1 pseudogene is annotated in these 428 nt (G+C 70.3%); it reads left to right on the forward strand.

From position 1 onward, the window contains the following. Window positions 1-216: 216 nt before the first annotated feature. Window positions 217-428, forward strand: a pseudogene (locus P3H15_RS55225) (wax ester/triacylglycerol synthase domain-containing protein); the annotation flags it as partial.

Here is a 428-nt window from a genome sequence, read left to right on the forward strand (position 1 = left end):
GATCGAGGTCCGGGAACCGCCTGGCCAGCCGGTCGCGGACGGCGTCGAGGTGCTGCTCCTCAGTTCTGCCCGGCCCCTCGACGGCGTTCATACCCGAAAATTGTTCTCCCTCCGGCGACACCATGCGAGACCTTCCACCGGTTGACGCAGCGGCCGGGACCCTGCACGATGTCGCGGTGACCGCACCGGCGCCGTCCGACCCCGCGCGGCGCCCCGGCGCCCTTCCGTAAACGGGCCCGCCGCTCGGTGACGTCACTCGGCCAGTGGGGCTGGGACACCCTTCCGCACGACGAGGTCGATCTGGAACATCACGTACGCCGCGACGCCCTACCGCAGCCGGGCGGAATGGCCGAACTGATGACCCTGGTGTCACGGCTGCACGGCACCCTGCTCGACCGCAGCCGGCCGCTGTGGGAGATGCACCTGAT

The sequence above is a fragment of the Rhodococcus sp. T2V genome, assembly GCF_029269925.1.
GTDB lineage: Bacteria > Actinomycetota > Actinomycetes > Mycobacteriales > Mycobacteriaceae > Rhodococcus_F > Rhodococcus_F koreensis.